This is a genomic window from Pseudonocardia sp. NPDC049154 (genome assembly GCF_040648315.1).
In the GTDB taxonomy this organism is placed as follows: Bacteria; Actinomycetota; Actinomycetes; order Mycobacteriales; family Pseudonocardiaceae; genus Pseudonocardia.
This window is the reverse complement of sequence record NZ_JBEZDN010000026.1, coordinates 17,585-39,555: the sequence shown is the minus strand read 5'-3', so window position 1 is coordinate 39,555 and position 21,971 is coordinate 17,585. Positions and strand designations below refer to the sequence as shown.

Genomic DNA, 21,971 nt, shown 5'->3' with positions numbered 1-21,971 from the left:
ACCGCACACGACGACGTCCGGATACCCGGGGCATCCGGAGCGTGTGAGCCACGCTACTCCGCAGGGTGCGCTCGGGGTGCTCCGTGACGGGGCCGGCGGAGGCGGTGGGCACGGTGCGCGGCACCGGCATCAGCGGCGCCGGAGAAGGGGGCGGGACATGCGGGACCTCCTCGTCTGCACCCCCGCACGGTAGTCCGCCCGACGGCCCGGGGGACCGGTCCGACGGAGGGTGCGACCCTGTCCCGACGGTCAGGTGTGGCTGTGGATGGGCCCCTCGCGCTCCGCCAGCCGCGTCCCGGCGCCGCCCCAGTGCTGGGCGATCATCTCGGCCGCGATGGAGACGGCGGTCTCCTCGGGAGTGCGCGCCCCCAGGTCCAGGCCGATCGGGCTGGACATCTTCGCGATCTCCGCGTCGGTGAGGCCGCGCTCCTTGAGCCGCTCGATCCGGTCCGTGTGGGTGCGCCGCGAGCCCATTGCGCCGATGTAGGCGACCTGAGGCAGCCGCAGGGCCACCTCGAGCAGCGGGACGTCGAACTTCGGGTCGTGGGTGAGGACGGTGAGCACCGTCCGCCCGTCGATCCGGCCCTCCTCGGCCTCCTTGGCCAGGTACCGGTGCGGCCACTCGACCACGACCTCGTTGGCGCCGGGGAAGCGGCTGGCCGTGGCGAAGACGGGGCGGGCGTCGCACACGGTGACCCGGTAGCCGAGGAAGTTGCCCATCTTCGCGACGGCGGCGGCGAAGTCGATCGCGCCGAAGACGATCATGCGGGGCGGCGGGGCGAAGGACTCGACGAACACCATCAGACCCTCGCCGCGGCGCTGGCCGTCGACGCCGTACGTGATGGTGGCGTTGCGGCCGGAGGCGAGCAGGCCCCGGGCGTCGTCGGTGACCGCGCCGTCGAGCCGGTCCGACCCGGTGCCGCCGTCGACCGCGTCCTCCCAGACGATCAGCCGCTTCCCGAGCCGCTCGGCGGGGCCGGACACGACGGTGGCCACGGCCACCGGGGTCTCCTCGCGGATGGCCTCGGCGATCCGGCCGAACTCGGGATAGGCCTCGGGGGAGACCTCCTCGACGTAGACGTCGAGGATGCCGCCGCAGGTCAGGCCCACGGCGAAGGCGTCGTCGTCGGACACGCCGTAGCGCTGCAGCACGGGCCGGTGCTCGCCGAGGACCTCCTGGCCGAGCTCGTAGACCGCACCCTCGACACAGCCGCCGGAGACGCTGCCGACGGCCTCGCCGCCGGGGCCCACCAGCATCGACGCGCCGGGCTGGCGCGGGGCGGAGCGGAAGGTCGCCACCACCGTGGCGAGCGCCGCCGGCTCGCCGTTCTTCCACCAGCCCTCGAGCTGGTCGACGACGTCACGCATGGGGAACCTCCACTGGCCGGACCGCCCTGTCGGGCCGGTCAAGCATCTCTCATCACCGCGAGCAAACGTTCCAGGGTCTCCAGGCTGTGCCCGGCGAGCAGTTGGTCCAAGTGCGGCAGGACCGCGACTATTCCGCCCTGAACCGGGGCGTAGCCCTCCTTGCCGGCGTGCGGGTTGACCCACACCAGCTTGTGCGTGAGCCGGGAGAGCCGCTGGACCTGCCGGCCCAGCAGGTCCGGCTCGCCGCGCTCCCAGCCGTCCGAGAAGACCACGACGACGGCGCGGCGCGCGGCCCCGCGCTGCCCCCACCGGTCGACGAACGCCTGGACGGCCTCGCCGAGGCGGGTGCCGCCGGACCAGTCCGGGATCGCGCGCGAGGCGTCCCGCAGCGCGCGTTCGGCGTCGCGCTGGCGCAGCTCCCGGGTGACCCGGGTGAGCCGGGTGCCGAGGGTGAAGACCTCCGTGCTGCGCGGCGACCGCCGCACGACGACGTGGGCGAACCGGAGCAGCGCGTCGGCGTAGGGCTCCATCGAGCCGGAGACGTCGATCAGCAGCACCACCTTGCGGGGGCGACGGGTGGGCGCGCGCCGGTACAGCGCGCCGATCTCGCCCTCGTTGCGCAGCGCCGCGCGCAGCGTCCGGCGCGGGTCCGGGCTGCCGTGCCGCGACGGGCCGCGACGCCGGGAGGCGCGGGTCGGCGGGTCCGGCCGCAGCAGGGCCAGCAGCCGGCGGAGGTGCTCGCGCTCCAGTGGGCTCAGCTCGCCGAGGTCGCGGGTGCGCAGCACCTCGGCCCCGGTCGCCGTGGCCCGGACGACGGGGGACTCGTCGTCCTCGTCCTCGCCGGACTCCTCGCCGCGGTCCCGCGCGGGCATGAGCGACCGGAGCGTGGGTGGGGGCGGCGGCCGGTCCCCCGGCGCGGGCGACCGCGGGCCCTGGGCCGGGTCGAACCACGCGGCGAAGGCGGCGTCGTAGCGCCGGATGTCGTCCGGGTCGGAGCAGAGCGTGAGCCGGCCGGCCCAGTAGGTCTGCGTCCGGCTGGTGACGTCGAGGGTGTCGAGCGCCTCGGTGAAGGCGGCCACCCGGTCGGTCGTCATCGGCACGCCGGCGGCCCGCAGGGCGGCGGTGAAGCCGACCAACCCGGGGAACGGGTCGGCGTCCGGGGCCGGACCGGTGTCGGGCACCGCGCTGGGGTACTGCACGTCGGTCCGTCCGTCAGGAGGCGAGCAGGGAGTCGAGCCGGTTGCGCACCCGGTCGGCGTCCTCGCGGTACTTCAGCACGGCGCCGAGCGTGCGGGCGGCGCTGTCGACGTCGAGGCTGCGGGCGCCGATCAGCTGCAGGGCGCGGGCCCAGTCGAGCGACTCGGCGACGCCGGGCGGCTTGATCAGGTCGGTGGTGCGGAGCTTCTGCGCGGCGGCGGCCACCTGCTGGGCGAGCCGCTCGGGGACGCCGGGCAGCCGGCTGCGCAGGATCTCGATCTCGCGCGCGACGTCCGGGTGGTCCAGCCAGAGGTAGAGGCAGCGCCGCTTGAGCGCGTCGTGCACCTCACGCGTGCGGTTGGACGTGAGCACCACCACCGGCGGCACGACGGCGCGGACCTCGCCGATCTCGGGGATCGTCACCGCGTGCTCCGAGAGCACCTCGAGGAGGAAGGCCTCGAACTCGTCGTCGGCGCGGTCGATCTCGTCGACCAGCAGCACGGACGGGGTGGTCCGCAGGGCGCGCAGGATCGGGCGGGCCAGCAGGAAGCGGTCCTCGTAGAGGGAGGCCTCCACGGCGTCGGCGTCGAGCGTGGCGTTGTCGACGGAGGCCGCGGCCTCCAGCGCGCGCAGGTGCAGCAGCTGGCGGGGGAAGTCCCAGTCGTAGAGGGCCTGCGCGGCGTCGATGCCGTCGTGGCACTGCAGTCGGATCAGCTCCGCCCCGAGGACCTTCGCGAGGGCCTGGGCGAGGGCCGTCTTGCCGGTGCCGGGCTCGCCCTCGCAGAAGAGCGGGCGCTGCATCTCGAGCGCGAGGTAGGCGGCGGTCGCGAGGCCGTCGTCGGGGAGGTAACCGGTCGCCCGGAGGGCGTCGGCGAGGGCAGCGGGCGAGTCGGGCCGGCCGTCCCGGTGGGCGTCTGTCACCCCACCAGAATGGACCACGTTCGGCCGGGCAGCCACTGCGAGGCTCATCGAACGTTCACTCTGCGTCGATGTGACGCTCACCGTTCGTCATCGGATGCTTGTGAGCGAAACGACAATATTTCCGGATCGGTCGGAATCGCCGGGCCGTGATACATCCGTGATCTCGGTACCCTGACCAGGGGTTATATGGTTATCGATCGCATCACGGTTGCGTTACCGTGACCGAGGTCACCAATGATCGGTTTGACGGAAACGGCTGTTCGAAACGTAGCGTTCTCGGTCGGCCGCACCATCAGGGGCGGTCGGAAATGCCAGCCGGAACCGTCGCGCCAGCTCCCTGTCCCGCGGTTTCCGGTCCGTCGAGAGAAGAGAAGGGAACAGGGCGGGAAAGTATTTCCGGAACGGAAAGGTTCGCGTTCGTGAATCACACGGATGTGAGCCGGCGATACTCCCCAGGTCGCACCGTTCGCGGATCCCGGGCGATCGGAGACCCCACTCCGACCCGGCGCGATAACGGAGTTCCATCATGAAGCTGACCGGTCGAAGTCTCCTGCGTGTCGCCGTTGCCGGTGCCGTCGCCATCGGTGCGCCGGTGGCCCTGGCGGGCAACGCCAACGCCGCCTCCGCCTCCTCCTGGGACGCCCTCGCCCAGTGCGAGAGCGGCGGCAACTGGAGCATCAACACGGGCAACGGCTACTACGGTGGCCTGCAGTTCAACGCCACCACCTGGCGGACCTACGGCGGCACTGGTCTGCCGCACCAGGCCAGCAAGGCGCAGCAGATCGCCGTGGCCGAGAAGGTCCTGGCGAAGCAGGGCTGGAACGCCTGGCCCTCCTGCTCGAAGAAGGTCGGCGTGCGTGGCGACACCGCCGCGCCCTCGGGCGGCACCACCAAGGTCCGCGCCTCGGCTCCCGCCACCCCGGCCCCGGCCGCTCCCGCCGGCGGGAACTACGTCGTCAAGTCCGGCGACACCCTGAGCCAGATCGCCGCCGCGAGCGGCAAGACCTGGCAGCAGCTGGCGCAGGCCAACGGTCTGGCCGACGCCAACAAGCTGTCGATCGGGCAGGCCCTGAAGGTCTGACCCGGCCGCACCGGGCCGAGTGGGTCGCTCAGGTCGAGTTGACCCACTCGTCCGTGCCGTCGGCGAAGGCCTGGTGCTTCCACACCGGGAGCAGCCGCTTGACCTCCTCGACCAGTTCGGAGCAGGTCGCGAAGGCCTCCTGCCGATGGTCCGCCGAGACCGCGCAGGCGAGGGCGACGTCGCCGATGGCGAGCCTCCCGACCCGGTGGCTGACGGCGATCGCGCGCACGCCACGTGCCCGGCCTGCGACGTCCCGCGCCACCTCCGCCACGACGGTCGCGGCGGTCGGGTGGGCGCTGTACTCCAGCCCGCTCACCGACCGCCCGCCATCGTGGTCGCGCACGACACCGGAGAAGGTCACCACGGCCCCGGCCGCGGCGTCGTCGACGAGCCGGGCGTGCTCGTCGACGTCGAGCACCTCCTCGGTCACCGTGGCGCGCAACACCTTCGGCGCCGTGCCCGGTTCCGTGGACTCGGTGATCGGGTCCATCAGTGGTCACCTCCGCGGAGTTGGTCGACCGCATGGTCGAGGACGCCGTCCAGCACGGCCAGGCCGTCCCGGACCCCGCCGGTCGACCCCGGCAGGTTGACGACGAGGGTCCGCCCGGCCACCCCGGCGAGCCCGCGGGACAGCACGGCGGTCGGGACCTTCGGGGCGCCGTACGCCCGGATCGCGTCCGCGAGCCCCGGCACCTCGTAGTCCAGCACGGCGCGGGTGACCTCCGGGGTCGCGTCCGTGGGCGAGATCCCGGTGCCGCCGGTCGTGATCACCACGTCCGTGCCGGCCGCCACGGCCTCGCGCAGGGCGGCGCCGACGGGCTCCCCGTCCGGCACCACGGTCGGGTCGTCCGTCTCGAAACCCTTGCCGCGCAGCCACTCCGCGATGATCGGCCCGCCCTTGTCGGCGTAGACGCCCTGGGCGGCGCGGTTCGACGCGGTGATCACCCGGGCGCGGCGCACCGCTGCCGCGTCCGTCCCCGGGGACTCGAGCTCGCTCACGAGCGGTCCTCCGGGCGGGTCCAGGAGCCGGTCTTGCCGCCCTCCTTGCTCTCCACGCGCACGGCGTCGAGCACGGCGGCGGGGTCCACGGCCTTGACCATGTCGTGCAGGGTGAGCCCCGCGACGGCCACGGCCGTCAGGGCCTCCATCTCCACCCCGGTGCGGTCCGTGGTGCGCACGGTCGCCCGGATCCGCACCTCGGCCTCGCCGGGCTCCAGGTCCAGCGTGACGCCGCTCAACGCGATCGGGTGACAGAGCGGCACCAGGTCCGGGGTGCGCTTGGCGCCCATGATCCCGGCGATCCGGGCCGTGGCCAGCGCGTCGCCCTTCGGCAGCCCGTCCCGGCGCAGCAGGTCCACCACCTCGGCGGTGGTCCGCAGCACCCCGGTCGCGACCGCGGTACGGGCGCTCGGCTGCTTCTCCGAGACGTCGACCATCCGGGCGGCGCCGGCGGCGTCGACATGGGTCAGCTCCACGGGGGAGACCCTACGTGCGACGTGACGGCGGTCGCCGCCGGGGCCCGTTCGAAGTGTGATCTCAATCACAGCGACACAACCAAGACGTTCCGAATCCGAACCGTTTTCTGGCCGTTATACGTATCGCTGACCAGGGGAAACAGCGACTACCACAGATTCCGTCGGTCCGGAAGGCGGCGCGGGGACACGGTTCCGCTCCTGCTTTCGTCATCCGTCCGTCACACGTACGGTCGCTCCCGGCTCAGGCGGACTCCCCCATTGCCGCCCGGCCCCGGAACCGCAGCGCTCCCCTGTCCGGCGGTGACGGCCCCCGAAGCACGACGCGGGACAGGGACGGAACATCCGGCGGCCACCCACCGCCGTCGCCTTCCCCAGGGCGACATTCCGCAGGCGCCGCGACGGAGACGTGTCATGGCCCGTTACCGCGGCAAGCACCGCAAGCCGTCCACCGCCGGTCGCACGATCGCCCGCACCGCGCTGGCCGGTGCCGTCGCCGGTGCCCCCCTGGTCGTCCTCGCACCGTCGGCGAACGCGGCCACCGACTCGACCTGGGACCGTGTCGCCCAGTGCGAGAGCGGCGGCAACTGGAGCATCAACACCGGCAACGGCTTCTCCGGCGGCCTCCAGTTCACGGCGCAGACCTGGAAGGGCTTCGGCGGCGGGCAGTACGCCCCGGCCGCCCACCAGGCCACCCGCGCCCAGCAGATCGCCGTCGCCGAGAAGGTGCTGGCGAAGCAGGGCTGGGGTGCCTGGCCGGTCTGCTCGCGCAAGGCGGGCGCCACCGGCGAGTCGGCCACCCAGCGCACCGCTCCCGCCGCCCCGGCGCAGCAGGTCCGGCTGAGCGCCCCGGCGGTGCCGTCGACCGGCACGTACACCGTCAAGGCGGGCGACACCCTCGGCAAGATCGCGCAGGCGCACGGCATGGCGAACTGGAAGGACCTGCTCGCCAAGAACCCGGCGCTCACGTCCAACCCCAACCTGATCCTGCCGGGCAGCGTGCTCCAGGTCTGACCCTTCTCTCCAGGCCCTGGGACGCGCGCCCGGCCCCCCGCCCACCCCGTCACCGGACCGGTGGCGGGGTGGTCGCGTTCTCAGGAGGCGCCGCGGGCGCGGGCGAGCTGCTCGGGGGTGTCGACGTCGTCCGGGCTGGCGACGTCGCCGCACTCGACGAGCACCAGGTCCGGGTGTCCCTTCAGATAGCCCCGCGCCCCGGCGTCGCCGCGGGCCCCGGCCGCGACGGCGGCCCAGTGGTCCCGGCCGAGCAGCACGGGATGGGCGGGGTGCCCCGCGTAGGCCGCCCGGGCGAGCGCCCCGGGGGCGGCGAGGGCGGCGAGGCGGGCGACCGCCGCGGGCGTGACGCCCGGCAGGTCCACGAGGTGCACGACGACCGCCTCCGGGGCGGGGTCGCGGGCCGCCAGCGCGGCCAGGCCGGCGCGCAGCGAGGCGCCCATGCCCTCGGCCCAGTCCGGTGCGAGGACGACCGCCGTGCCGCTCGGGACCAGCGGGCGGACGCGCTCCGCCGCGGCCCCGAGGACCACGGTCGACGGCGTGCAGCCGCCCTCCGCCAGGACCCGCAGGGCCCGGCGGACGAGCGGCTCGCCCGCCAGCTCGACGAGGGCCTTCGGCCCGCCCATCCGGCGGCCGGCGCCGGCGGCGAGCAGCAGGCCCTCGGCCGGCACTACTTGTTGATCTCGGTGACGGGGTGCTCGTACGGGATCGTGTCGAGCGGGAACTCGACGTCGCCGAAGGGGGACATGTTCCCCTGCACCGGCCCGAGGAGCTCGGTCAGCGGGTGCTCGCCGTCCGGCAGGTCCGGCCAGTTCGGGTCGATGCGTCCGGCCTTCAGTGGCTTCGCCACGGCTCTCCTCCACGGTCTGTCGGGCACGTGCGACCCCAGTATCCCCGATCGGACGGCCGGGCGGGGCACCCGGCCCGACGCGACTACCGTGGAGGGCGATGACCGTCCCGCTGGTCGACTGGCTGCGTGCCCAGGACGACGAGACCCTGGCCGCGCTGCTGCGGCTCCGGCCGGACCTGGCCGTGCCCCCGCCCGCCGACGTCACGGTGCTGGCGACCCGCGCCGGGATCCGCGCCTCGGTGCACCGCGCGAGCGACGACCTCGACACCGTGGCCCTCGCCGTGCTCGAGGCCCTCGTCGTGGCCGACGCCGACCGGGTGGCCGCCGAGCGTGCGGAGATCGCCCGGCTGCTGGGCCCGGACGTCACCGCCGCGGCCCTCGACGCCGCCCTGGCCGCGCTGCAGGCCCGCGCGCTGGTCTGGGGGGACGAGGCGGGGCTGCGGGTGGTGCCGGCGGCCCGGGACGTCGTGCCCGCCTATCCGGGCAACCTGGGCCGGCGCGCGGGCGGGCCGGCGGCGTCGAGCGAGCTGCCGGGGCTGCTCGCCGGGCTGCCGCCCGAGGAACGCCGGGTGCTCGACGCGCTGATCGCCGGGCCGCCGATCGGCCGCAGCCGGTCCGCGGCGGAGCCGGACAGCCCGGTCGGGCGGCTGCTCGCCAAGGGCCTGCTGATCCGGCTCGACACCGAGACGGTGGAGCTGCCGCAACAGGTCGGGATCGCCCTGCGCGGCGACCGGCCGATGGGCCGGATCGAGGCCACCCCGCCGCCGCTGTCGACCCGGGAGCGGCCGGTGTCCCAGGTCGACGGGACCGCGGGCGGCGCCGCCATGGAGCTCCTGCGGCGTGTGGAGCGGCTCGTCGAGCTGTGGGGCACCGCCCCGCCCACCGTGCTCCGCTCGGGCGGGCTGGGCGTGCGGGACCTGCGCCGGACCGCCCGCGAGCTGGAGACGGACGAGGCGGGCGCCGCGCTGATCGTCGAGGTCGCCCTGGCCGCGGACCTGCTCGGGCAGAGCGACTCGCCCAATCCGGACTGGCTGCCCACGACGGCCGCCGACGCCTGGTCCGCGTCCGGGATCGAGCAGCGCTGGGTCGCGCTGGCGCGGGCCTGGCTGGAGCTGCCGCGCCTGCCCGGACTCGTCGGCCGCCGGGACGACGCCGACCGCCCCATCAACGCGCTCTCGGAGACGCTGCGCCGTCCCGTCGCGCCCCGGGACCGCAAACGCGTGCTGGCCGCCCTGGCCGACCTGCCGCCGGGCACCGCCGTCACCACCCCGGAGGCGCTGGGGGACCTGCTCGCGTGGCGCGCGCCGCGGCGGGGCGGGCGGCTGCGGGACGAGATCGTCCGGTGGACGCTGGAGGAGGGCACGCTGATCGGCGTCGTGGCCCTCGATGCGCTCGCCGAGCCCGGCCGGGCGCTGCTCGCCGCGGCGCCGGGGGAGAACGGCCCGGTCGTCGCCGCGTTGCGGGCCGTGCTGCCCGAGCCGGTCGACACCGTGCTCCTGCAGGCCGACCTCACGGCCGTCGCGCCCGGCCCGCTCGTCACGGCGCTGGCGCGGGAGCTGCAGCTGATGGCGGACGTCGAGTCCGCGGGCGGCGCGACCGTGTACCGCTTCTCCGAGGCCAGCGTGCGGCGCGCCCTCGACTCGGGACGCTCGGTCACGGACCTCAAGGACCTGCTCGAGGCCAAGTCGTCCACCCCGGTGCCGCAGGCCCTGACCTACCTGATCGAGGACGTCGGGCGTCGGCACGGGCGGCTGCGCGGCGGCGTCGCCTCGGCCTTCCTGCGCTCGGACGACGAGGTGCTGCTCTCCGAGGTCCTCGCGCACCCGGAGACGGCGGCGCTGGAGCTGCGGCGGATCGCGCCGACGGTCGCGGTGAGCCCCGCCCCGCTGGCGGAGCTGCTCGACGGGCTGCGGGCCGCCGGGTTCAGCCCCGCCGCGGAGGACGCCTCGGGCGGCGTGCTGGATCTGGGGCCGCGCGGGGCCCGCACGGACCCACGGCGGCCGCGGAACCGCGCGGTGCTCGCCGATCCCTCGGAGGAGCGGATCGACGCGGTGGTGGCCAAGATGCGTGCGGGCGACGCGCTGGCCGCGGCCCGGCGCGGGGCCGGGAACGCCTTGCCGGCCAACGGGTCCAGCCACACCCTGGCCACGCTGCAGGAGGCGGCGCGGGCGCAGCGTCAGGTGTGGATCGGGTACGTCGACGGCCACGGGGTGCAGGGCGAGCGGGTGCTCGCCCCGCTCACCGTCGGCGGCGGGATCGTCGAGGGGCGCGACGCCGTCGACGGGGAGGTCTATCGGCTGCCGCTGCACCGCATCACGCGGATCGCCCTCATCGAGAGCTGACCGTGGCGCCGGTCCCGGGCCGGGTGGGTGCCCGGTCCGTTGGGGCGGCGCGGGGACAGCGCCGGATCAGCGGCGGGCGCCGGCCGCCATGCGGGCGGCCATCGCGTGCTGGACCAGCGCGATCAGCGTCTGCTTCGTGGACTCCCGGTTGCGGGCGTCGCACATGACGATCGGGATCGACGGGTCGATGGACATGGCCTCGCGGACGTCCTCGACCCGGTGCGGCTGTTGGCCGTCGAAGGCGTTCAGGCCGACGACGTAGGGCAGGCCGCGGTCCTCGAAGAAGTCGATCGCGGAGAAGCAGTCCGCCAGCCGACGCGTGTCGACCAGCACGACGGCGCCGATCGCGCCGCGCACCAGGTCGTCCCACATGAACCAGAACCGGTGCTGCCCGGGCGTGCCGAACAGGTACAGGATCAGGTCCGAGTCGAGCGAGACGCGGCCGAAGTCCATGGCGACCGTGGTGGTCTGCTTGTTCGGCGTGGCGCTCAGGTCGTCGTGCCCGGCGCTGGCCTCGGTCATCACGGCCTCGGTCGTCAGCGGGTCGATCTCCGACACCGAGCCGACGAACGTGGTCTTGCCGACGCCGAAGCCGCCCGCGACCACGATCTTCGCCGAGATCGTGGTGGGCGTCGGGCCCGGCCGGGCTGCCGGGGACGGGCGGGACATCGCCGGGGTGACCGGCGGCCCGCCGACGGGGTAACTAGAGCCGACGGAGTCCACTCAACACCCTTTCCATCAGTGCGAGGTCCGGCTCGTTGCCGGTACTGCTCGCGGTCTGGTGCACGGTCACCACGCCGAGCCCGGCCATGTCGCCGAGCAGCACCCGGGCGACACCGAGCGGGATCGACAGCAGCGCGGCGACCTCGGCGACAGAGCGCGGCTGGTCGCACAGGTCGGCGACGGAGCGGTGCTCCATCTGCAGCATCGCCAGCTGCTCACGCCCCTGCGGGCTGGTCGAGACCAGCGTCTCGATGGCGAGGTCGAAGCCGGACTTGGTCCGGCCGCGGGTCCAGGCGTAGGGCCGCACCGCCGACGCCCCGGTCGGGACGGCGGGCGGGAGCGGCTCGTCCCGGACCGGTTCGATGGGGCCGGTCTGGTACCCGCCGTAGCCCGAGCCCGCGAACCCGGTGTCCCCCTGGGGACCCTGGGAGCCCTGGCTGTAGGCGACCTCGTTGGGGACCGGGCTGGGGGCCGGCGTGGCCGGGTACGCCGGCGGCGGGGCCTGCGGGGCCTCCTGCCGCTCGGCGTCCTCGTCCCGCCGGCGCCCCCACCGGCGGCGCTTGCGCGGGCGCCCCGAGTCGAGACTGAACCCGTTCATCACGTCGGCGAACGTCGGCTCCTGCTGACGCGGTGCGTCGTCGGGACCGCTGGTCATGAAACCTCACCTGCCTCGTGCCGGTCGTTCGTCGGACGGATGGACATGGGATCGGGCGCTGGGGGTCGACGCCGCGGCGTCAGGGCCCGAAGGAGCCCTGCAGCTCGGCCCGCAGCTCCGGGGTGAGCAGCTGGCCGACCCGGTCGACCAGCAGCGTCATCTCGTAGCCGATCAGGCCGATGTCGCAGCTCGGGGACGCGAGCACGGCCAGGCACGACCCGTCGCTGATGGACATGAGCAGGACGATCCCGCGGTCCATCTCCACGACGGTCTGCACCACGCCGCCCGCGTCGAAGCAGCGGGCCGCGCCCTGGGTCAGGCTGACCAGCCCGGACGCCACCGCGGCCAGCTGGTCCGCGCGGTCCCGGGGGAGCCGGTCCGACGCCGTGAGCAGCAGCCCGTCGGCGGAGACCACGATCGCGTGCGCGACCCCGGGGACCTTCTCCGCGAAGTTGGTGACCAGCCATCCGAACCGGCTGGGCTGGGTCTGTGGTGCGGTCACGCCGCGGCCTCCTCGACGTCGGTCGGGCCGGTGGGGGCGGCCGCAGGTGCGGTCTCCTGCCCGATCATCACTTCTCCTCGTCCTGCTCGGTCGTGCTCCGGGTCTGCCCGGTGCCGGCACCGCCCGCCGCCGACTGGCGGCGCAGCCGGCTCTCCCGGCCCTGCCGGACGCCCTGCTGGTAGCTCGCTAGGCGGCCACGGATGGCCTCGGCGTTGCGGGCCGGCCCCGAAGGCGGAGCCAGCACCGCGGATCCTGCCGCGCTGCCCGGGACGAGCCGCGCGCGGGGCCTGCGTTTCGGCAGCCCCGCTTCCGTGGTCTCGTTCGCGCCGCGCTCCGACTCGGCGGCCGCGGCCGCCGCGGTCGCGTCGGCGACCCGCCAGCCCTCGTCCGCCGCGGTGGCGAACCCGGTGTCGCCGCCGGCCGGGCGGTCCGTGCGGAGGGGGTCGGCCGGGGCCGACGCGCTCGCCGGAGCCGGGGTGCCCGGCGCGTCCTCGGTGCCCTCGCCGTCCGTCCAGCGGACCGGGACGGAGCGGTTCGAGCGGAACCAGGCCGACGCGATCTCCTCGAAGATCGGCGTGGTCTGGCCGAGGTCGAAGCGGGACGGCCCGCCGGCGGGCTCGCCCGGGCCGCCCGTGGGGGCGGTCGGGTCGGCCGGTGCGGCGCCGAACGCGTCGGCCGGGGCCGGGGTGCCGGTGCCGGGCAGGCCCGGGCCGGACGCGGCCGGGGTTGACCCGTTGCCGGTTCCGGCGGGGCCGATGCCGGTGCTGCCGGTGCCGGTGCCGTTGGGACCGACGCCGGTCGGGCCGGTTCCGGTGGGACCGGTTCCGGTGGGGCCGGTGCCGTTCGGGCCGGTCGGGGCCGGGGCCTGGGGACCGGGGGTCGGGCGGCGGGTCGGGAGGCCGGCCGGGCCGTTCGGAAAGCCGGTGCCTTGGCCGGCGGCCGTGCCCGGGGCGCCCGGGGTGCCGGTGCCGTAGGCGACGGGGCCGCCGTTGCGGTGCGGGCCGGGGCTCGCGGTCGGGCTCGTGGCCGGAGCCGGTCCCTGGGGCGCGGGCCCCAGGGACGCCGGGCCCTGAGGGGCCGGGCCCTGAGACGCCAGGCCCTCGGAGGCCCGGTTCTGGGTGGTCGGGTTCTGGGTGGCCGGGTTCGGGGCCGCCGGGATGTCGGCCGCCGCGGCCGGGTCCGCCGAGCTCTGGCCGGTGGTCCCGCCCGCGGGAGCGGTGCCGCCGGTCTGCTCCGGGCCCGGGATGGACGCGCCACCCAGGGCGCCCGCGCCGGTCGGCGCGGTGCCGTTGGTCCCGGTGACGTCGGACCCGATGCCGTCGCCGGTCCCGAGGCCGTCCGTGCCGGGGCGACGGGTCGACGGGGTCCGCGACTCGAAGCCGCCCGGACGGCGCAGCTGGCCGGTGGTGCTCGTGTCCGCGGGCGTGGAGGCCGAGAAGAGCGCCTCCGTGCCCTCGGTCGACGCCGACATCGGGCGGCCGGGCCGGCGCTGCGGCAGGCCGCCGGGGCCGGTCGGGTGGCTCGTGGGCCGATTGTCGGCGCCAGGCGCGACGCCGGGGATGCGCCGGGGCAGACCCTGCGAGCCCTCGACACCGGCGGCCGGAGCGGCCGGGGCCTGGCCGGCCCGGTCCCCGTTCGGGGCCTGGCCGGGCGTGCCCGGGGTGCGGCGCGGGAGCTCGACGCCCTCGGCGCCGGCCTGCGCGGCCGGACGCTCAGGCCGGGCCTCGGGCTCTTCGCCGCGCCGCGGCAGGGCCGACGGCGGTCGGCTGGGCCGCTGCCCGCCGTTCACGCCGGGCGTGCGCCGCGGCAGGCCCGCCGCGGTCGGCGGGACGGGCTCGCCGGTTGGACGGCCGCCGGTCGGCGTCCCCGCCTCGGAGTCGCCGGTCGCGCCCGTCTCGCCGGTCTGCTGGGGAGCCGCGGGCGCTGTGCTGCCCGTGGTGCCGGCCGACGTGGTGCCGGGAGTGCTGCCAGAGGTGCTACCGGGAGTGCTGTCGGCGCGCTCGGCGGCGGTGGTGTCGGTGCTGTTCGCGGCCCCCGCGCCCGGGGTGCTCGAGTCCGTGGTCCCGGCCGCGGAGCCCGAGGTCGGGCCCTCGGGCTGCGTGCCCTTGCCGGTCTCGTCGACCCGCCCGGAGCGGATGCCGGCGGCGCCGGTGAAGGCGGTCGCGGCGCCCGCGGCGAACGCGGCACCGGTGCGGCCCGGTCGGTCGGACCCGGCGCGCTCGCCGAGCCCGCTCCCCGCTGCCTCGCTGCCCGCTGCCTCGCTGTCCCGTGCCTCGGCGCCCGCTGCGACCTCGCCCGGTGCGGCGTTGGCCGATGCAGCACGGCCGTCGGTCTCGCTGCCCGGGGTCGCCGTGCGCTCGGTGGTGCCGGGCTCGGTGGTGCGGCCCTCCGGGGTGCGCCCCTCGGGTGCATCGCCGCGCTCGGTGGTGGAGGAGCCGGTCGGGCCGGACGGCGCGTCGCCGGACGTGGCGCCCGTACGCGCGGCCTCCGTGCCGGCCGTCGACCCGGCAGCGCTCTCGCGCTCCTCGTCCGCCTTCGCGCCGGACGGGGTCGCGCCGGACGGGGTCGCGCCGGCCTCGGCGGAGGTGCGGCCCGGGACCGCAGGACCCCGGCCGTTCGCACCGGGGGTGCCGGTGGTGCGGGGGTCGGCCGACGGCACGGTCGTGGCCGCGTCGGCGGTCGGCGAGATGCCGCCGGCCCCGATGACCGGGAAGCGGCTGGTGGCGGGCTCGTCCGCGTCGGTGTCCGCGCCGCTCGCGGCCGAACCCGTCGGCGGGGTGTGGTCGTCCGCCGGAGCGGCGCCGGGGGGGATCCGCTCGGTCTCGGTCGAGATGCCGTCCGTGTCGGCACGGTCGCTCTCGGCGCGGCCCGCGCTCTCGTCGGAGTCCTTGTCGGACTTGCGCAGGCCGGCTGCACCGGCGAGCCCGGCGGCGGCACCGGCCAGCGCGGCGCCGGCCGCGGCCACGCCGCGGCCGAGCTTCTCGCCCGGCCCCTCGGAGCCCGTCGACGGCGCGTCGTCCTGCCCCTCGCTGCGCGGCTGCGCCGCGTCGGTCGAGGAGTCGGCCGGCGAGTCGGCCGCCGGCGTGGCGGGACGCTCCTGCTCACGGGTGCGGTCGGTCGCCTCGCCCGGAGTGCCGCCCCGGGGCGTGCGCTTGGGCAGCGACGGCAGGTCACCCGGGCCGGACGCGGCCGGGCGCTCGCCGTGGACGGCGTGCCCGTTGGTCGGCCGGGTCGGGACGGTGGAGCCGTTCGGCGGCCGCCGCAGGCTCTCCACGGGCCACGGACCACGCTCCGGGCCCGCCGGCCGGCCACCGGGCGCCTGACGGCCGCCCTGCTTGTCCGGGGTGCGCCCGTCGGTCGCGGTGCCGCCCTGCTGGGCGGTCCCACGCTCCTCGCGCGTGTCCTGGTCCGACGGTGCGGTGGCCTCCGCCTCGTCCCGCCGCTCGGCCGGCGGCGTGGCCGCACCGGTGCCGAAGGCGTCGAAGCCGTCGTCCGGGCCGGAGCCATCCTGCGGGGGCACGCCCCCGGGCCGGCGCTGCGGCAGGCCCTTCCCGTTGAGCGGCGGGGTCGGCGGGCGACCGCCACCGAGAGCCGGGGCGGGGCTCATCGGCCCGTCGTCCCCCGCGACCAGCGAGGACAGCGACCGGGACTGGCCGGAGCCGTTGCTGCCCGGACGCGGCGCGGGGACGGTGCTCGGGGCGGGGCTGCCGCCGAAGGCGGACGCGCCCTGCCCCGCGGGGATGGCCGGCGCCGCGCCCGCGCGGACCGGCTGCCGGTCGATCGGCTCGGCCGACGGCACCAGCACGGCGGGCACGGTGACCGAGGCGGTGAGGCCGCCGGAGCCGCCGGTCATGCCGCCGCCGAGCCGGATGCCCAGCCCGTGCCGGTTGGCCAGGCGGCCGACCACGAACAGGCCCATCCGCCGGGACGCCGAGACGTCGACCGCGGCCGGGGAGGAGAGGCGCTGGTTGGCCTCGGCGAGCTCGTGCTCCGCCATGCCGACGCCGCGGTCGGCGATCTCGACGAGCAGCGAGCCGTCGCCCGCCCGGGTCGTGCTCATGACGACCTGCGAGTCCGGCGGGGAGAAGTTGGTGGCGTTGTCGAGCAGCTCGGCCAGCAGGTGGACGAGGTCGCTCGCGGCGCGTCCGGCGACCGTCGCGACGGGCGGCGGCTGCACCACGACGCGCTGGTACTGCTCGATCTCGGACACCGCGGCGCGGAGGACGTCGACCACCGGGACCGGGGCGACGTTGCGCTTCGCGAGGTCGGTACCCGCGAGGACCAGCAGGTTCTCGCTGTTGCGCCGCATACGGGTGGCGAGGTGGTCCAGCTGGAAGAGGTTGGACAGCTGGTCCGGGTCCTGCTCGTTGCTCTCCAGCTGCTCGATCAGCTGCAGCTGGCGCTCGACCAGCGCCTGCGAGCGGCGGGAGAGGTTGACGAACATGTTCGACACGTTCGACTGCAGCGCGGCCTGGTCGGCGGCGAGGCGGATCGCCTGCCCGTGCACGGCGTCGAACGCCCGGGCCACCTGGCCGACCTCGTCCCGGCCCGCGAGCGGCACCGGCTCGACCATCGCATTGAGCGGCTGGCCGGAGCGCATGCTCTCGACGGCCTGGGGCAGCCGGCGCTCGGCGACCTCGAGGGCGGAGCGGCGCAGCACCCGCAGCGACCGGATCAGGCTGCGGGCGAGCAGCACGATGATCGCGACGCCGAGCAGCACGCCCAGCATGAGCAGCACGGAGTTGACGCCGGCCTTGTTGCTCGCGTCCTCCTGCGCCTGGGTGGAGGTGGCGGTCAGCTCGTCGGCCACGCCGGACCCGGCGCGCTCGACGACCTGGGCGGCCTGCTGGTACGCCGCGTCCCACGCCACCGGGTCCGCCTGCAGTGGCCGGTCGGTCGGGGTGGCCATGATCTGGGTCCGCAGCCGCTCGAGCTCGACGTTGGCCCCGTCCGTGGCGAAGTTGCCGTAGCGCGCGAGCTGCTCCGGCGTGAGACCCACCTGGTAGTCGGCGAAGGCCGTGCCGAACGCCGCGGCGGCGCCCGTGACGGTGATCTTGTCCTGCTCGCTCAGCCGGCCCGCGGCGATGGCGCCCGCGATCACGGTGTGCTGCAGGGCCAGGGCCTCGCGCGCCTCGCCGGTCGCGGTGAGCGCGTCGCCCAGGCCGCCGGCGTACGTGGTCTCGCCCTGGCGGACCAGCGCCCGCTCCAGGACGTCCGTGCGCTGGACGATGGTCGTGTACCGGGTGGTGACGTCGTCGACCGCTGCCGGCGAGCCCGCCACGTCCGTGCGCAGCACCGGGAGCTGGGTGAACCCGCCCTCGGCCTGCTGCAGCGCGGTGGTGCTGCTCGCGTCGAGCAGCGAGGGGTCGGCCAGCGCCGACCGCACCTCGCCGAGCTTGGCGTCGGTGTCCGCGGCGGCGGCCGCGAGCGCGCCGCGGTCGCCCGTGCGCCCGGCGGCGACGAAGAGCACGGCGCCGTTGCGCTCGGCCTGCAGCGCCTGCGCCGTGGCGGCGACGTCCTGGCGGATCTCCAGCAGGCGGTTGTCCCGGCCCAGCTGCTCGGCCACGCCTGCCTGGTCGGAGATGCGCAGGACGCCCAGCACCAGGGCCAGCAGGGTGGGCACGAGGCCCACGGCCACCAGCTTGGCGGCCAGGCTCCAGTTGCGGGGGTTCAGCCGCTCCGACCACGCGGGGTGGCGTTCGGTGCTGGTCACGTCAACGTCTCCCTGATGTGGCTCGCGACGACCTGACCGACCTTGACACGCGGACCCGACGATTCGCGCCCCGCGGGCACCTGGCGGAGCCGAGGTGCCCGTTGGTAGCGGCCAGTGGCCGAGCGGCTCGCACGCGTGTTCGGCGAGGCCGGGGGCGGTGCGGGGGAGCCGGCGGGGAGCGGGGCGGTGATCGTCTGGGCCTTCCGGTCGTGGACCGGCCGCGCGGCCGCGCCCGGCCGAGGCCGGGCCCTGGACGCCGCCGGTCCGCTTCTCCTGCAGTGGTTTCCGCGACACGCGGCCGCTGGGGAGGCCGCCCGCCCGGAACCGGGGATAGGATCGTCGTGGCACACGTACGTACTGCGGACAGTGCCCGGCCAGCATAGCCGGAGGTGGCGCGACGCCCGCCCTGGACGAACGACTCGTCCATCACCCCGATCGGGTGGCGCCGTCGCCGACCGCTCACCGTCCGTGGGAGACCGCCCGACTCACGACGAGTGGCGGGTCGTGCACCGATCGACACCCCCGAAGGGATCCGCGCGTGACCGACGGACCACTCATCGTCCAGTCCGACAAGACCCTCCTGCTCGAGGTCGACCACCCCGCCGCGAACGACGCACGGATGGCGATCGCCCCCTTCGCGGAGCTGGAGCGCGCCCCCGAGCACGTGCACACCTACCGCGTCACCCCGCTCGCGCTGTGGAACGCCCGGGCGGCCGGGCACGACGCCGAGCAGGTCGTCGACGCCCTGGTCCGCTTCTCCCGCTACGCCGTCCCGCAGCCGCTGCTGGTCGACGTCGTCGACACCATGGGCCGGTACGGCCGGCTGCAGCTGTCCAACCACCCCGCGCACGGCCTGGTCATGACCGCGCTGGACCGGGCGGTGCTGGAGGAGGTGTTGCGGCAGAAGAAGATCGCGCCGATGCTGGGCGCCCGGATCGACCCGGACACGGTCGTCGTCCACCCGTCGGAGCGCGGGCACCTCAAGCAGATGCTGCTCAAGGTGGGCTGGCCGGCCGAGGACCTGGCCGGCTACGTCGACGGCGAGGCGCACCCGATCCACCTGGTCCAGGACGGCTGGACGCTGCGGGACTACCAGGCCCAGGCCGTCGACGGGTTCTGGGACGGCGGCTCCGGCGTGGTCGTGCTGCCCTGCGGCGCGGGGAAGACGCTGGTCGGCGCCGCGGCGATGGCCCGGGCCAGGGCCACCACGCTGATCCTGGTCACCAACACGGTGTCGGGCCGGCAGTGGAAGCGCGAGCTGATCGCACGCACCAACCTGACCGAGGACGAGATCGGCGAGTACTCCGGCGAGAAGAAGGAGATCCGCCCGGTCACCATCGCGACCTACCAGGTGATCACCCGCAAGACCCGGGGCGAGTACCGGCACCTCGAACTGTTCGACTCCCGGGACTGGGGCCTGGTCGTCTACGACGAGGTGCACCTGCTCCCCGCGCCCGTCTTCCGGATGACGGCGGACCTGCAGTCCCGCCGCCGGCTCGGGCTGACCGCGACGCTGGTCCGCGAGGACGGCCGGGAGGGCGACGTGTTCTCCCTCATCGGGCCGAAGCGCTACGACGCCCCGTGGCGGGACATCGAGCAGCAGGGCTGGATCGCGCCCGCCGAGTGCACCGAGGTCCGGGTCACGCTCACCGAGAGCGAGCGGCTCGGCTACGCCACCGCGGAGGCCGAGGAGCGGTACCGCATGGCGTCGACGGCACGCACCAAGCTGCCCGTCGTCAAGGCCATCCTGGCCCGGCACCCGGACGAGCCGACACTGGTCATCGGCGCCTACCTCGACCAGCTCGACGAGCTCGGCGAGGTGCTGGACTGCCCGGTGATCCAGGGCTCCACGAAGAACCGGGAGCGGGAGGCGCTGTTCGACGCCTTCCGGGCCGGCGAGCTGAAGCGCCTGGTCGTCAGCAAGGTCGCCAACTTCTCGATCGACCTGCCCGAGGCCACCGTGGCCGTGCAGGTCTCGGGCACCTTCGGGTCCCGGCAGGAGGAGGCGCAGCGGCTGGGCCGGCTGCTGCGGCCCAAGGGGGACGGCCGGCAGGCGCACTTCTACTCGGTCGTGTCGCGGGACACCCTGGACACCGACTACGCCGCGCACCGTCAGCGTTTCCTCGCCGAGCAGGGGTACGCGTACCGCATCGTGGACGCGGACGACCTGCTCGGACCGGCCCTGCCCGAGGTGGGCTGACCGGAGCGTGACGACGGTTCCCCGGACGGGGGTACCGCCTCACCCCGATGCGGCCGTGCACCGAAAGGCCAGGTCGGGGACACTCGGTGGCGCAACCGTGACAGGGAGCCGAGGAATGTCCGTCGCCGGCTGGATCGTCGTCGGGGTGCTGGCCTGGGTGGCCGTCGCCCTGGTCGTCGCGGTGCTCGTCGGGCGGATGGTGCGGCTGCGGGACCGGCAGGTCCCCGAGGACCCCTTCCCGCATCCTGCGCCGGCGCCGGAGCAGGACCCGTCGTGGCCGCACACCGGCGGGCGCGCGCCCCGGACCCCCGAACCCCGCCGACCCCGGCGCTGATCCGGGTCGGTCTCCGGGAGGGATCCGGGGCCGACCCCGAGGTGCGGGCCCCGCGCCGCGGGCAGGCTCGTGGTCATGGAACAGCAGACCACCACCGCCACCCCCGACCAGCCGGCCGTCGTCCCCGCCCCGCGGGAGCAGAAGCCGTTCCGGCTGCACCGCAGCCGCTCCGACAAGATGCTCGCCGGCGTGTGCGGCGGGCTCGCCGAGAGCCTGAACGTCGACGCCGGCCTCATCCGGATCGCGCTCGTCGCGCTGACCGTGCTGGGCTTCGGGTTCGGCATCGTCCTCTACCTCGCCGCCTGGTTCCTCGCGCCCGAGGAGTGAGTCCCGGGTGAGCCCGGGGACGGGGCGCACCTCTGCACTTGGGTGTGTCGCAGCTCACCGGGTGTGTGTCATCGTCCGCGGGTGCGTCAGAACCCCGCGACCGAGCGGGCCGCCGAGCGGCGGCACCTGCTCGACCTGCTGCTCGCCGAGCGCGAGGGCCTGCTGTCCGTGTTGGACCGGGTCCTCGCCCTGCGGGGCACCGCCCGGCTGATCCGCGAGGCCGCCGGCGCCGACGCCGGCTTCCTCGGCGAGCGGGTGCCCGGCGGCGGCACCGTGATCCGCTGGACGGACGGCACCCGCACCGACGCCCTGCAGGACCTCGCGGTCGACGTCGGGCGCGGGGTGGGCGGCCGGGCCCTCATGCTCGGCGAGCCCGTCCGGGTGCGGGACTACGTGTCCGCCCCGACGATCACCCACGACTACGACGAGCGCGTCCGCCGCGAGGCCCTGGGCGCCCTCGTCGCGGTCCCGGTCCTGGACCGCGACTGCCCGCTGGCCGTCGCCTACGCCGGGCTGCACGGGCCGGGAACCTTCGGCGACGCCGCCGTCGACGCGCTGCGCCGGGCCGCGGACCGGGCCGTCCCGACCCTGCGGCTGGCCGACGCCGCCGCGGCCAACGTCGACGGCGCCGTCGCCGTCGAGCGCCGCCGGATGCAGGCCTCGCTGCACGACTCCGTTGGCGCGCTGCTCTTCTCGATCGGTGCCCAGGTCCGCGACCTGCGCGCCGACCTGCCGGACAACCCGGCCCTCGCCGGGCGGCTCACCCGGATCGAGGCCGAGGTCTCCGAGGCCTCCCGCGCCCTGCGGGAGGCCCTCCTGGCGTTGGCGGAGAGCTCGCCCGAGCGCGCGCTGCCCGTCGAGCTGGCCGAGCACTGCCGCAGCTTCCAGACCCGGACCGGCGTGACCTGCCGCTTCGTGCAGCTCGGCCCGGTCGCGCCGCTCGACGGCGAGCGCACCGCGATCCTCGTCGCCGTCGCCCGGGAGGGGCTGCTCAACGCCGAGAAGCACGCCGGCGCCAGCACCGTGATCGTCAGCCTCGCGCCGGACGACGCGGGCGGGGTCCAGCTCGCCGTGGCCGACGACGGCGGTGTCGCCGAACCCGCGACGTCGGTCGGGAGCGGCCTGGGCGTGCGGATGCTCGCGGCCCGTGCGGAGCGGCTCGGGGGACGGGTCGGCCTCATCCATGACGAGGACGGCGGCACCACCCTGCGGGTCGCCCTTCCGGCAGCCCCGGTGCTCCCCGTGCCGCCGGCGCGCCCGGTGCCCGGCCGGTGA

Annotated in this window: 19 protein-coding genes; 7 read left to right on the top strand and 12 right to left on the bottom strand. The window is 75.8% G+C overall.

The window, feature by feature from the left end:
* Positions 1-249: 249 nt before the first annotated feature.
* From AB0B41_RS15585 to AB0B41_RS15575, 3 genes are read right to left on the bottom strand one after another with little or no spacing between them, the layout of a single operon-like run.
* Positions 250-1,368: an XdhC family protein gene (locus tag AB0B41_RS15585; RefSeq protein WP_358203401.1), complete on the bottom strand. Its 1,119-nt coding sequence runs from the start codon at positions 1,366-1,368 to the stop codon at positions 250-252.
* 38 nt (positions 1,369-1,406) lie between these two features.
* Entirely contained in the window at positions 1,407-2,567 is a 1,161-nt protein-coding gene (locus tag AB0B41_RS15580; protein ID WP_358203399.1) for a VWA domain-containing protein, read from the bottom strand.
* Between the two features lie 13 nt (positions 2,568-2,580).
* A complete protein-coding gene (locus tag AB0B41_RS15575) occupies positions 2,581-3,486 on the bottom strand; it encodes a MoxR family ATPase (protein ID WP_358203397.1) in 906 nt (301 codons plus the stop codon).
* A gap of 526 nt (positions 3,487-4,012) precedes the next feature.
* Here AB0B41_RS15575 and AB0B41_RS15570 point away from each other — a divergent pair.
* A complete protein-coding gene (locus AB0B41_RS15570; protein WP_358203394.1) occupies positions 4,013-4,567 on the top strand; it encodes a transglycosylase family protein in 555 nt (184 codons plus the stop codon).
* 28 nt (positions 4,568-4,595) lie between these two features.
* Here the strand turns inward: AB0B41_RS15570 and AB0B41_RS15565 are convergent, their stop codons facing one another.
* Genes AB0B41_RS15565 through moaC form a run of 3 tightly spaced genes read right to left on the bottom strand, consistent with a single transcriptional unit; the run spans position 4,596 to position 6,042 of the window.
* Positions 4,596-5,057 carry a molybdenum cofactor biosynthesis protein MoaE gene (locus AB0B41_RS15565; protein WP_358203392.1) on the bottom strand — a complete coding sequence of 154 codons (462 nt, stop codon included), beginning with the start codon at positions 5,055-5,057 and terminating at the stop codon, positions 4,596-4,598.
* Positions 5,057-5,566 carry a MogA/MoaB family molybdenum cofactor biosynthesis protein gene (locus tag AB0B41_RS15560; protein WP_358203390.1) on the bottom strand — a complete coding sequence of 170 codons (510 nt, stop codon included), beginning with the start codon at positions 5,564-5,566 and terminating at the stop codon, positions 5,057-5,059. The genes AB0B41_RS15565 and AB0B41_RS15560 overlap by 1 nt, the downstream gene beginning before the upstream one ends.
* Positions 5,563-6,042 carry a cyclic pyranopterin monophosphate synthase MoaC gene (gene moaC, locus AB0B41_RS15555; RefSeq protein ID WP_308190899.1) on the bottom strand — a complete coding sequence of 160 codons (480 nt, stop codon included), beginning with the start codon at positions 6,040-6,042 and terminating at the stop codon, positions 5,563-5,565. Before moaC ends, AB0B41_RS15560 begins: the two co-directional genes overlap by 4 nt.
* A 411-nt stretch (positions 6,043-6,453) precedes the next feature.
* Here moaC and AB0B41_RS15550 point away from each other — a divergent pair, with 411 nt between their 5' ends.
* Positions 6,454-7,053, top strand: a complete 600-nt coding sequence (locus AB0B41_RS15550) for a transglycosylase family protein (protein WP_358203387.1) — start codon at positions 6,454-6,456, stop codon at positions 7,051-7,053.
* An 80-nt stretch (positions 7,054-7,133) separates the two neighbouring features.
* Here the strand turns inward: AB0B41_RS15550 and AB0B41_RS15545 are convergent, their stop codons facing one another.
* A complete protein-coding gene (locus AB0B41_RS15545) occupies positions 7,134-7,721 on the bottom strand; it encodes an NTP transferase domain-containing protein (protein ID WP_358203385.1) in 588 nt (195 codons plus the stop codon).
* Positions 7,721-7,900: a hypothetical protein gene (locus tag AB0B41_RS15540; RefSeq protein ID WP_358203383.1), complete on the bottom strand. Its 180-nt coding sequence runs from the start codon at positions 7,898-7,900 to the stop codon at positions 7,721-7,723. Before AB0B41_RS15540 ends, AB0B41_RS15545 begins: the two co-directional genes overlap by 1 nt.
* A gap of 98 nt (positions 7,901-7,998) precedes the next feature.
* Between AB0B41_RS15540 and AB0B41_RS15535 the strand changes: the two genes are divergently transcribed.
* A complete protein-coding gene (locus tag AB0B41_RS15535) occupies positions 7,999-10,242 on the top strand; it encodes a helicase-associated domain-containing protein (protein ID WP_358203380.1) in 2,244 nt (747 codons plus the stop codon).
* A 66-nt stretch (positions 10,243-10,308) separates the two neighbouring features.
* Here AB0B41_RS15535 and AB0B41_RS15530 read toward each other — a convergent pair whose 3' ends face one another.
* From AB0B41_RS15530 to AB0B41_RS15515, 4 genes are all read right to left on the bottom strand, one after another.
* A complete protein-coding gene (locus AB0B41_RS15530; RefSeq protein ID WP_358203378.1) occupies positions 10,309-10,911 on the bottom strand; it encodes an ATP/GTP-binding protein in 603 nt (200 codons plus the stop codon).
* Positions 10,912-10,945: 34 nt separating this feature from the next.
* Positions 10,946-11,620, bottom strand: a complete 675-nt coding sequence (locus AB0B41_RS15525) for a DUF742 domain-containing protein (protein ID WP_358203376.1) — start codon at positions 11,618-11,620, stop codon at positions 10,946-10,948.
* A 79-nt stretch (positions 11,621-11,699) separates the two neighbouring features.
* Entirely contained in the window at positions 11,700-12,122 is a 423-nt protein-coding gene (locus AB0B41_RS15520; RefSeq protein WP_037048693.1) for a roadblock/LC7 domain-containing protein, read from the bottom strand.
* Between the two features lie 67 nt (positions 12,123-12,189).
* Positions 12,190-17,835 (bottom strand): nitrate- and nitrite sensing domain-containing protein, encoded by a 5,646-nt coding sequence (locus AB0B41_RS15515; protein WP_358203374.1) that lies wholly within the window; start codon positions 17,833-17,835, stop codon positions 12,190-12,192.
* Positions 17,836-18,373: 538 nt separating this feature from the next.
* Here AB0B41_RS15515 and AB0B41_RS15510 point away from each other — a divergent pair.
* The 4 genes from AB0B41_RS15510 to AB0B41_RS15495 all read left to right on the top strand — a co-directional run bounded on the left by AB0B41_RS15510 (position 18,374) and on the right by AB0B41_RS15495 (position 21,971).
* The gene (locus AB0B41_RS15510; RefSeq protein WP_358203372.1) at positions 18,374-20,035 is read left to right on the top strand and encodes a DNA repair helicase XPB; all 1,662 of its coding nucleotides are present in this window, start codon (positions 18,374-18,376) and stop codon (positions 20,033-20,035) included.
* A gap of 115 nt (positions 20,036-20,150) precedes the next feature.
* Positions 20,151-20,369, top strand: coding sequence for a hypothetical protein (locus tag AB0B41_RS15505; protein ID WP_358203370.1), 219 nt, complete (start codon positions 20,151-20,153; stop codon positions 20,367-20,369).
* A 75-nt stretch (positions 20,370-20,444) separates the two neighbouring features.
* Complete coding sequence (locus AB0B41_RS15500; RefSeq protein WP_232867981.1) at positions 20,445-20,696, top strand: PspC domain-containing protein; 252 nt, start codon at positions 20,445-20,447, stop codon at positions 20,694-20,696.
* Between the two features lie 81 nt (positions 20,697-20,777).
* Positions 20,778-21,971, top strand: coding sequence for a GAF domain-containing protein (locus AB0B41_RS15495; RefSeq protein WP_358203367.1), 1,194 nt, complete (start codon positions 20,778-20,780; stop codon positions 21,969-21,971).